The sequence below is a fragment of the uncultured Campylobacter sp. genome (assembly GCF_938030815.1).
In the GTDB taxonomy this organism is placed as follows: domain Bacteria; phylum Campylobacterota; class Campylobacteria; order Campylobacterales; family Campylobacteraceae; genus Campylobacter_B.
On the sequence record NZ_CALHII010000274.1, the window covers coordinates 1 to 10559 of the forward strand.

10 protein-coding genes are annotated in these 10559 nt (G+C 48.5%); 3 read left to right on the top strand and 7 right to left on the bottom strand.

The features are described from left to right. Window positions 1-260: 260 nt before the first annotated feature. From Q0277_RS10075 to Q0277_RS10105, 7 genes are all read right to left on the bottom strand, one after another. Entirely contained in the window at window positions 261-1709 is a 1449-nt protein-coding gene (locus Q0277_RS10075; RefSeq protein WP_297997698.1) for a DKNYY domain-containing protein, read from the bottom strand. 172 nt (window positions 1710-1881) lie between these two features. Beyond that, window positions 1882-3123, bottom strand: a complete 1242-nt coding sequence (locus Q0277_RS10080; protein ID WP_297997707.1) for a uracil-xanthine permease family protein — start codon at window positions 3121-3123, stop codon at window positions 1882-1884. A gap of 610 nt (window positions 3124-3733) precedes the next feature. Continuing rightward, window positions 3734-4627, bottom strand: coding sequence for an NAD(P)H-dependent glycerol-3-phosphate dehydrogenase (locus Q0277_RS10085; protein ID WP_297997709.1), 894 nt, complete (start codon window positions 4625-4627; stop codon window positions 3734-3736). Window positions 4628-5616: 989 nt separating this feature from the next. Next, a complete protein-coding gene (gene gatB / locus Q0277_RS10090; protein WP_297997699.1) occupies window positions 5617-7038 on the bottom strand; it encodes an Asp-tRNA(Asn)/Glu-tRNA(Gln) amidotransferase subunit GatB in 1422 nt (473 codons plus the stop codon). Between the two features lie 113 nt (window positions 7039-7151). After that, window positions 7152-7376 carry a hypothetical protein gene (locus Q0277_RS10095; RefSeq protein WP_297896069.1) on the bottom strand — a complete coding sequence of 75 codons (225 nt, stop codon included), beginning with the start codon at window positions 7374-7376 and terminating at the stop codon, window positions 7152-7154. Beyond that, complete coding sequence (locus Q0277_RS10100; protein ID WP_291937725.1) at window positions 7366-8046, bottom strand: F0F1 ATP synthase subunit A; 681 nt, start codon at window positions 8044-8046, stop codon at window positions 7366-7368. Before Q0277_RS10100 ends, Q0277_RS10095 begins: the two co-directional genes overlap by 11 nt. 274 nt (window positions 8047-8320) lie before the next feature. After that, window positions 8321-8467: a hypothetical protein gene (locus tag Q0277_RS10105; protein WP_297997701.1), complete on the bottom strand. Its 147-nt coding sequence runs from the start codon at window positions 8465-8467 to the stop codon at window positions 8321-8323. Window positions 8468-8601: 134 nt separating this feature from the next. On the opposite strand from Q0277_RS10105, the gene Q0277_RS10110 reads away from it, so the two are divergent. From Q0277_RS10110 to Q0277_RS10120, 3 genes are all read left to right on the top strand, one after another. Continuing rightward, window positions 8602-9390 (top strand): HrcA family transcriptional regulator, encoded by a 789-nt coding sequence (locus Q0277_RS10110; RefSeq protein WP_297949967.1) that lies wholly within the window; start codon window positions 8602-8604, stop codon window positions 9388-9390. Next, window positions 9387-9962 carry a nucleotide exchange factor GrpE gene (locus tag Q0277_RS10115; RefSeq protein ID WP_297997703.1) on the top strand — a complete coding sequence of 192 codons (576 nt, stop codon included), beginning with the start codon at window positions 9387-9389 and terminating at the stop codon, window positions 9960-9962. The genes Q0277_RS10110 and Q0277_RS10115 overlap by 4 nt, the downstream gene beginning before the upstream one ends. 44 nt (window positions 9963-10006) lie before the next feature. Beyond that, window positions 10007-10559: Hsp70 family protein (locus Q0277_RS10120; RefSeq protein ID WP_297997705.1), on the top strand; the 553-nt coding region annotated here is incomplete at its 3' end.

Sequence of the window (10559 nt, forward strand, 5' to 3'; positions counted from 1 at the left end):
ATGATGCCTTGCCCATAATGGAACGCTTTAAAAATATGGTAGAGCCGTCTCTCTTTACTTACACTTGCTGTACTCGCAATCGCAGCGCCCATAAATTTGCCGCATTGCCGCGCTGGCAACCGCAATACTATCTTAAATTTACTGCTCCGCCGTGCCATCCCGCTCTTAAAATTTACCTTCTGTAGCCAAGGGTGTGCTGGATAACACGACGTCGGTATTTTTGTCTTGCTCTAAATTTACCTTTCGTAGCGCCGCTAAATTTAGCCGCGTCGCAAGCTGCGCTTTTTAAGATAGCTATAAATCCAAGCCCCGAGCAATAAAACCGCCGCGAGGCAATACATATAAAAGGCCGCGCCGTTTTCATACTCCACGTCCTGCGCGATAAAAACGGGCTGCGACATCTCGGGGTTTCGCGCCGCCTCGTCCGCGATCTGCGCCATCACCTCATCGTCATGCACGTCTAGCGTGATCTTGCGCAGATCGATGAAATTTGTCCGCTTATCCAGATGCCTGCCGCTGCGGCCCGTGACGTAAACGCTATGCGAGTAGAAATTTAGATAATAAAATCCCGCGTCGTCCTTAAAAAGCTTTTCCGAGATCTGCCGCACGGTGCCTTTAAACGGATTGTCGCCCGCCCTTTTTAGCGCGCTTAGCCGGCTGCCGTCTGCGCCGAATTTATAATACACGTACCAAAATGCGTCCTTGAGCCGGCCCTCGGTACCGCTAGCGCGCGGACGATTTAAAATTTTATCCTTGCTTAGATAAAATATGCCGTTTTTGCTCGCAAACAGCATGTATTCCTGATGCCCAGAGCGAAAATTTAGCGGCGTATAGGGCTCGTTTGCGGGGTCAAATCTCTCGCCGTCCATAAACACCGCGCCCGTGACGGGATCGTAGAGAAACTCTATGCCCGAGTTTGGCTCCATCAGATACATCTGCTCGCTAGGCGTGAAATTTAGCCTCTCGCCGCCTTTATAAACGCTGCGTCCGTCGCTCAGCCAATTATCGATCAGGCGAAAGTGTGCGGGCAGCTCGGGGCCGTCTTCGTATATGATTTTTCGCCTTATCTGTTTTAGATTTTTTGCGTCCGCACCCTCTAAAATTTTACCCTCGTAAAATACCTGCTCGCCGTCGGTTGCGACGTACGGGCTCTCGGTCAGCGGCGAGATGGGCGCGCTAGTATCCAGCCTCGCGTAGGGATAGTTGTACTCCTGCGGCCACTTTGAGAGCCCAAAGGCGTGGAAAAATACCTTGTAAATGTAGCTTATCGCGCCGCCCGTGCGCTGCGTGACATCCGAGCAGAAGTAGCTCACGCGCCCGTCGCTGTAGTAGCGAGAGCCGATCTTTTGAGTGCGAGCGGGATCCAGCCCCGACATCTTTCGAGCGCCGCAAAATACGCTACTAGCGTCCATGCCGACGTTTGTGTAGGAGTATCTGCCGGTATCAAGCGCGCGAAAGCTCGCCGCGTCCGCGCCGCCCTCTAGCTCGTAAGGAGCGAGATTCCAAGAGCGTAGATAAATTTTGCCGCCGATGTCGTAATAATCACTGCCGCCGATCTTTTGTGCGCCTGCGGGCAGTTCGCGCGAGCTATCATATACCGATAGCTCATAGATAAAAACGAGCGAGACGAAGAGCGGCACGAAAAGTACCGCAAAGAGGAGCTTTAGCGCCTTTTTATCAAATTTGCTTAAATTATTCGTCTTTTTCATAAGGCAATTATATATCTTGCTAGTTTAAAACGTTTGAAATTTGAAAGCGTTTGCGGGAGAAATTTTAAAATTTAGGGCGCGGTAAAAAGCTGCAGATAAATTTGATGCCGAAATTTTAGCTCAAATTTATCCGTAACCGGGCGAAACGACGCAAGCTTCGCGCAAATTTAACTTAGTATCCGTCAAAATGCTTGGTCTTTGGCAGAACCAAATTTAGCGTGATACCGATGAGCGCGCCAAGTCCCACGCCGCTAAAGCTCATCGCGCCAAAGTCCAGCACCATGCCGCCGATCGCGCAGACAAAGATGAGCGCGACGATGATCATATTGCGCGGCTCGGCCAGATCCACGCCGTTTTTGATGAGCGTCTCCATGCCCACGCTAGCGATGATACCGAAAAGCAGCAGCATAATGCCGCCGATGACGGGAGCGGGGATCGTGGAGAGCGCGGCGCCGAGCTTGCCTACGAAGGCTAGCAAGATCGCAGCAAGCGCGGCAAAGGTCATGATGGCTGGATTGTAGGCCTTCGTGATGCTAACCGCGCCCGTGACTTCCGAGTAGGTGGTGTTCGGAGGTCCGCCAAAGCAGCCTGCTAGCGACGTCGCGAGTCCGTCGCCCAGAAGCGTGCTTTTAAGCCCCGGATTTTTGAGGAAATTTTCCTTCGTGACGTTGCTGATCGCAAGCATATCGCCGATGTGCTCGATCGCAGGAGCGATAGCGATAGGCACCATGTAGATCACGGCTTCGAGCTTAAAAACCGGCGCGGTAAAATTTGGCAGCGCAAACCACGGCGCGGACAAAATCGGCGTAAAATCCACGATCCCGACAAACAGCGACGCGCAGTATCCCGCCGCAATGCCGCAAAGTATCGGCACGAGGCGCAGCATGCCGCGGCCGAACATCATAACGACGATAACCGCCGAAAGCGAGATGAGCGCGATAGTAAGCGACTGGCCCTGCGTGTAAAGCGCCTCCTTGCCCTTGCCCATGACCATATTTACGGCTGCGGGCGAGAGGATGAGGCCGATCGTCATAATGACGGGGCCGACGACCACGGACGGTAAAATTTTATGCAAAAAGTCCTCGCCTTTGAGCCTAATAAGCAGGCTTAGAACCACGTAAAAAAGACCCGCCGCGATCACCCCGCTCATCGTCGCGGCGATACCCCACTCCTTGACGCCGAAGCTTAGCGGCGCGATGAACGCAAAACTAGACGCGAGAAAGATCGGCGGGACGTGTTTGCGCGTGATGAGCTGAAACAGCAGCGTGCCGATGCCCGCGGTAAACAGCGCCACGGACGTATCAAGCCCCGTTAAGATCGGCACCAGCACGAGCGCGCCAAACGCCACGAATAAAAACTGTACGCCGACGAGAGCGTCGCGTAGCCTGAGATTGTAGCCTTCGTATTTCTCCATCTTGTTAATTCCCCATTCGCTATGGATTTTTGATAAATTTTTACTACTAGCCGCAGTCACGGACTAATAGTCCGCTCCTTTGCAAGCAATAAAAATTTATCAAAATTACACATCATCTATCTTGAATATTTTCAAAATTTACGCCTTCCCGCCTCATTTTACCGCAAATTCTATCCAAAGCACACGATTGCGCTCCTTCATTCGGCTCATTTCCGCCTCGTCTAAAGAAAAAATACTACGCCTAATTTTTAAATCTGACACATCAAATATTTTGACCTATCCAGTCGCGGACGAGCAGTCCGCTCCACTCTCCGCCGCCAACCACCGGCGACCGCAAGCAGAACGAAGCAGTAGCGCTTATAAACTACCTGCGATCCACATTAAATGTTTTAAAATTTTAGCCTCTTTTTAAAATTTTACGACCTCCCTTTAAAATTTCGCACTCAAGCTTAAAGCTAAATTTCAAATCAAAGCCGCGTAAACAGATCCAAACGGACAACGACCGGAATTCGAAAACCAGCAACTAAATTTCACAAATATAGCGGCTAAATCAAAACCTATGTAAGCCGAATCCGCCACTAAAATTTAGCGAGAGAATTTCATCGTACGGCTATTTTTTGCGCAGCAGGTCCTTTAAACTCGCTCTTACGTCCTTTCCATGCAAAATTTGCGCGACCTCGGTAGCGATCGGAGCGTAGATCTTATGCTTTGTCGCGATATTTACGACTGCTTCGGTCGTAGCCACGCCCTCGGCGACCTCGCCCAACTCGCGCAGAATTTCTTCGAGCCTCTTGCCGCGCGCAAGTCCTAGTCCCACGCGGTAGTTTCGCGATAGCGCACTCGAGGCAGTCAAAAACAGATCGCCCACGCCACTTAAGCCCAAAAAGGTCTCGTCCCGCGCACCGAAAAACTTGCCAAAGCGCGCGATCTCTACGATGCCGCGCGCGATCAAGCTCGCTCTAGCGTTATTGCCGAGCCCCAGCCCATCGCAAACGCCACTAGCGATGGCGATGACATTTTTATAAGCCCCACACACCTCTGCGCCGATGATATCGCCACTCGTATAGGTCTTGATGTAGGCAGGGAAGGCACTTGCGAAAAGTTCGGCTAGATTTTCGTTACACGAGCTTACGACGAGCGCGCAAGGCAGCCTCTGCATGACTTCGGTGGCAAACGACGGACCTGATAGATAAGCAAGATTGCCGCGTGCAACGTACGCTTCAAAAATTTCGTTCAAAAACCTGCCGCTAGCCACGTCGATGCCCTTGGAAGCGACTAGAATTTTTTGATTTTTGTAGGTGAAATTTTGATCCAGCCACTGCGCGGTTTGTTGCGCCGCGAGCGCGAAAACGAGCGCTTCGCACTCCAATGCCTCACTCACGTTTACAAAATGCGGAATTTGCCTTGGCGTGCGCGAAGTGATGACGCATTCGTTTTTCGCGCTAAGCGCGTCAAAAAGCGCGCTACCCCATTTGCCCGCGCCGATAACCGCGATTTTCATTATGTTCCTTTTTAAAAATTTATTCGCAAATTTGCGGTTTTTCAAATTTCATTCTCTTAAAATTCCCGCTCTTTGAAAATTTAGCCCAAAAGCGCCGACATGAGCCTGCGCAAATGCTAGCCGAAGCTACGCTTTGAAATTCGCTTTTTGAAATTTCATCTCGTCAAAATTTCGTCTCGTTAAAATTCTGCGCTTTTGAAATTTACTCAGCCAGAACTTCGCTTTTTTTAAAATTTACCTTACTAAAATTTCATACTTTTAAGGTTTTGCTCTTCCGCCAAAAAAAACACTTTCACAAAAGGCGCGGCAGTGAACGAATGAGGATTTTGAAACTCCATTATACGTTTAAAATTTCACTCGTGCATCGCCAAAGCAAATCAAATTTTTAAAAATTTTACTCAGACGCTTAAGCGCAAATCGCGCTTTTAAACCCACTTAAATCTATCAAGGCGTGCTTTGAGCCCAGATGATCTTGCGGTCGCTCGCCACGTTATCGTTTGGCGCAAGGTTTGAGGCACGCGTATCCGACGCGGCGATTGATTAAATTTAGCCTACACATCGACTCGCCGCTCAAATTCGACCCTGCGTATTATATCCTACCCGCGCACCCCGAGCTTCCGTTCTCGCTCTCTCAAACAGAGCAATCTACGCATTCCCTACAAGCTTTACCGCGCTTTGACGGTAACCGTGAGTAAAATTTCTAACGGACGTGCTTCTTAAACCACTCCGTCGCAGACCGATACTCGCGCAAACGACCCGTACGAGAAAGAACGAGCTAGAAAGAACAAAACGTACACGAGGCAAAGCAGGTAGCCGCCGAGATCGCGCCGAATGAAATTATAACACGCAAAAGCCCTCGTCATTGGCGCGTGAAAGCTTTAGCTCGAAGCAAAACGCTACGGGCGGATTTAAAATTTTATCCCGGAGGCTTTATCTATCGCATGTACCCCGCTACCTTTAATTCGCCGTTTGCCGCCGCGCAAGCTGCGAAATCAGCCCAGCTTCTGTTTCAGAAGCTCGTTTACCTTAGCAGGATTAAACGCGCCCTTGCCCTCTTTCATCACTTGACCTACGAAGAAGCCGAATAGTTTGTCCTTGCCGCCGCGGTAGTCCGCAACCTTCTCCTCGTTCGCGCTCATCACGCGCGCTATGATCTCCAAAATCGCGCCGTCGTCGCTTACCTGCCTCAAGCCAAGCTTGTCGATGACCGAGCTTACAGCCTCGTCGTGCTCCATTAGATAATCAAGCACCTCTTTGGCGGCCTTTTGAGACACTGCGCCGCCTTCGATCGCGCTTAAAAGCTCATTCATCTTCGCGCTGTTTACTGGCGAGTCCTCGATCGTAACGCCGTTTTTAAGCCTGCCCGCAAGCTCGACGGTAAGCCAGCTGACACAAAGTTTTGGCTCATGCCCCGCCGCGATTAGATCCTCAAAAAATCGCGCGTTTTCGTAGGTCGAGATTATAATCTCAGCGTCCTTTTCTTTAACGCCCAGCTCGCGGACGTAGCGTGCCTTTTTCTGATCGGGTAGCTCGGGGATCTGCTGCGCAGCAGCTAGCATCTCGTCATCCACGATCACGGTTAGTAGGTCGGGATCTGGGAAGTAGCGGTACTCGGCGCTGTCTTCTTTGCTGCGCATCGGCTTGGTGATAAGCTTAGCGGTGTCAAAAAGGCGCGTTTCTTGCACGACCTCTTGCTCATATTTGCCGTCCTGCCACGCTTCGATCTGACGCTCGATCTCAAACTCGATCGCCTTTTGGATAAATTTAAAGGAGTTTAAATTTTTAATCTCCACGCGCGTGTAGAGCTTTTGCTCGCCTTGCGGGCGGATACTGACGTTTACGTCGCAGCGAAACGAGCCTTCTTGCATGTTCGCGTCGCTAATATTTAAAAAGCGCAAAATGCTGTGGAGTTTTTTTAGATACGCGACCGCCTCGTCCGCAGAGCGCATATCGGGCTCGCTTACGATCTCCAAAAGCGGCGTACCGGCGCGGTTTAGATCGACCAGGCTGCGCGAGCTTTCGTGATTATTTTTGCCAGCGTCCTCCTCTAGGTGCGCGCGCGTAATGCCGATGCGCTTGCTCTGTCCGTCCGCGGCTATGAAAAGCTCGCCGTGCTCGACGATCGGGATCGTCCACTGCGAAATTTGATACGCCTTGGGAAGGTCGGGATAGAAGTAGTTTTTGCGGTCGAATACCGACTTGCGATTGATCGTCGCATTGACGGCGGTGCCGAAGCTGATGGCTTTTTTAACCGCCTCCTCGTTTAGCACGGGAAGAGCACCCGGAAGCGCCAGGCAGGTCGGGCAGACGTGAGAATTCGCCTCATCGCCGAAGCTCGTGGGGCAGGAGCAGAAAATTTTGGTTTTGGTATTTAGCTGGCAGTGTACCTCCAGGCCGATCACGGTTTCAAACATAAACTTAACCTTTTAGAATAAAAATTTCGCGTAATTTTACAATTTTTTGCTTTAATACTCGCTTGTAGCGGCGCACGGCGCGGCTAAATTTTAAAATTTAATCGAATAGATTTCTATTCGCCGCCGCTAAGGAGCTTTTCTTTCAAATCGAAAACATCGACCATCAAGCAGGTGATGATGACGCAAATCACGCCGGGAGCAGTGCAGATGAAGAGGAATTTTAACCCCAAAAAATAAAATGACGGATAGGCAAAAAAGACGAATGCGCCGACGAAGATCAACCCGAACGACGCACCCACGAGGAAGTATAAGAAATTTCGTTTAAAATTAATGCTCATCGACGATCACGGCGCCCGCTAGATAAACGTAGCTTAAAACCATGAAAATAAAAGTCTGCAAAATCGCCATAAAAGTAAGCAGCGCAAACGGTACCATCGGTATTAACGCAGGAGCGAGAGTAAGCATAACAAGAAGGAAGGTATCGTCGCCTTTGATGTTTCCAAAAAGTCGGAACGAAAGCGATACGACGCGCGAAAAATGCGAGACGATCTCTATGACGAACATAAACGGAGCTAGGATTTTCACCGGCCCCATAAAGTGCTTTAGATAGTTGATCACGCCGTGCTCGCGAACGCCCTCAAAATGGTAGTACAACCAAACGCAAAGCGTAAGCGAAAGGGTTAAATTTAAACTCGCGCTAGGCGACTCAAAGCCCGGCACCAAGCCGATAACGTTACTAAAAAATATCACAAATCCCAATGTTGCGATTAGCGGAAGATATTTTTTAGCTTGTTCCTCGCTACCCATCGCGTCCTTACCGATCGTTAGCACGCCGCTTAGGTAGGCTTCGGCGATATTTTGCATGCCATGTGGCACAAGCTGAAGCGAGCGAGTGGAGCAAAGCGCGACGGCTACGATGATAGCGACGACCAAAAAGAAGTAAAAAAGGTAGATAAAAGTGTGGTCGTAAGAAATTAAACCGCCGAAAAGGAAGATGTCTTTTAGCATAAAAACCCTTGATCGTTGAAATTTGTGGCGTATTTTACACTTCTATTCGTTAAAGTATATTTAAATTTACGCTAGCGAGTGAAATTTTGAGCTTTACGAATTCTTGCACCGCTTACTTGCCTAGCACTTTCGTCTAGCTTGCGCGCCATTTCGGCGGGAATTTTGCGTTTTTTTGGCATTTAGCTCCACATTTTCAGCAAATGACAAAATTTTTGCTAGTAAGCACGAAATTTGCGGCTACACTGCCAATTCGCTATTTTTGCAAAAATATAATTTATCTAGCATACGACGAAGCTCTAAGCCGGCTGGCGGTAAAATTTACGTTTACGAATACGAAAAATACGATAAAATTTACCACAACGGCGCCATGGCGAATTCCAAGAATTCCAAGAATTCCAAGAATTCCAAGAATTACGCTCACCTCAAAAATCATAATTAAAATTTAGCAAACTCAGGACTTGATTGCTAAAATTTTATAAAATTTATATAAAAACCTTGACATATTGCCACTCAATGTTGTATAATACTGGCAATCTTACCGAAAGAGTGCTAAAAGTGAAAACGAATAAACGCGATATGATCCTAGAATCCATCATTTCCGCCTATCTCGATAGCAACACCCCGATCGGATCTTCCGAGCTGGGTGAGCGTATGGGCGTAGCAATGTCCGCGTCTAGCATTCGAATTTATTTTAAGCGCTTAAGCGACGAGGGGGCTTTGACGCAGCTTCATGTAAGCGGTGGTAGAATTCCGACGGTTGCGACGATGCAGGATTACTGGCGCGCTAGACTTAGCTTCGACGATGAGTTAAAAATAGACGATGCTCGCGAGCTAGAAGCGGTGCTTGAGGATTTTGAAATTTACTGTATGATTTTCAACGCCGAAAACGAAGCCCTAAGCGAAGTCATCAATCACGATGATCGTTTCATAATCCTTACATTTAGAACGGATGAGATTATCTTAAAATACGATTTTAGAGTTTTTAAATTCCTATCAAATTTAATAGGAATTTCACTCGGAGATTTGGAGCTAGCTTCGATGCAGATCGGTCTACGCGAGCTTAGCACCAAAATTAAAGAGCTAAAAAATTCTAAAATCGAATTTCTTTGTAACGAGGTCGTAGCGTATAAAATTTTCAAAGACGAGCGGTTTAAAATTTTACTCAACCCCTCGATCGCCGTAAATTTTACGAAAAATTTGATCTTCGCACCCTACTTCGAGCACGGATTTATGGGGATCAAACGCCCCGTAAAATTTGAAGGCGAGGACGCTACGATGATCTGCGCAGGCAGCGTTTACGAGAATTACGAGAAATTTTTTAACTACGCTAAAGGAGTAGCATGAGCCATAAATTTAAAGAGCACGGCGATAAAAACGCAGCGTGCGATAGTGAAGAAAAAGAGGTTTGCGAGCAGTGCGCGTCAGAGGCGAGCGAGCCGCAAGAGGCGCAGACATGCGACGATACCGACGCGCAGATACAAAAGCTTCAAAACGAGCTGAGTGAGATCACTGATAAATTTTACCGCGCCAATGCGGATTTTGAAAATCTCAAAAAACGTTTGGAAAAAGAAAAAGATAGCGCTGTTGCTTACGCTAGCGAGAACTTTGCGAAGGATCTGCTGCCGATAATCGACGCGCTTGAGGAGGCCGCCAAAATTGATGTGGAAGGTAATGAGCTTGCGGATAAAATCGAAGTCGGCGTAAAACAATGTCTAAGCCTTTTTACAAAGACTTTTGAAAAATACGGTATCGTGCCGATAGCGACGGATGCGGGATTTGATCCTAGCGTGCATAACGCTATTTCGATGATTGAAGCCGAAGGTGCTAAAAAAGGCGATATCGTTCAAGTATATCAAAAAGGCTATATGTATAAGCAGCGCGTTTTACGCGCCGCTATGGTAGTAGTGGCGAAATAATCGCTCAAATTTTAAAATTTTAAATTCAACACAAAGGATAAAAAATGGCAAAAGTCATAGGCATCGACCTAGGAACAACAAACTCGTGCGTAAGCATATTCGAACGCGGCGAGAGCAAGATCATACCGAATAAAGAGGGCAAAAACACCACTCCGTCGGTAGTCGCTTTCACCGACAAAGGCGAGGTTTTAGTAGGCGACAGCGCCAAGCGCCAAGCAGTCACTAACCCGGAAAAGACGATCTACTCGATCAAGCGCATAATGGGTCTTATGATGAATGAGAAAAACGCGCAGGAAGCCAAAAAGCGCCTACCGTATAAGATCATCGACCGAAATGGCGCGTGCGCGGTAGAGATCGCGGGCAAGGTTTATACACCGCAAGAAATTTCAGCCAAGGTGCTAATCAAGCTAAAAGAGGACGCCGAGGCGTTTTTGGGTGAGCCCGTCGTAGATGCGGTTATAACCGTACCTGCGTATTTCAACGATAGCCAAAGAAAGGCGACGAAAGAAGCAGGAACAATCGCGGGCCTAAACGTGCTTCGCATCATCAACGAGCCGACCGCAGCGGCGCTTGCGTATGGACTGGATAAAAAAGAAT

What these genes read in the sequence shown, in the direction of transcription:
- Q0277_RS10075 (WP_297997698.1), bottom strand. Translation starts at nt 1,709, where the DNA reads ATGAAAAAGACGAATAATTTAAGCAAATTTGATAAAAAGGCGCTAAAG.
- Q0277_RS10080 (WP_297997707.1), bottom strand. Translation starts at nt 3,123, where the DNA reads ATGGAGAAATACGAAGGCTACAATCTCAGGCTACGCGACGCTCTCGTC.
- gatB (WP_297997699.1), bottom strand. Translation starts at nt 7,038, where the DNA reads ATGTTTGAAACCGTGATCGGCCTGGAGGTACACTGCCAGCTAAATACC.
- Q0277_RS10095 (WP_297896069.1), bottom strand. Translation starts at nt 7,376, where the DNA reads ATGAGCATTAATTTTAAACGAAATTTCTTATACTTCCTCGTGGGTGCG.
- Q0277_RS10100 (WP_291937725.1), bottom strand. Translation starts at nt 8,046, where the DNA reads ATGCTAAAAGACATCTTCCTTTTCGGCGGTTTAATTTCTTACGACCAC.
- Q0277_RS10115 (WP_297997703.1), top strand. Translation starts at nt 9,387, where the DNA reads ATGAGCCATAAATTTAAAGAGCACGGCGATAAAAACGCAGCGTGCGAT.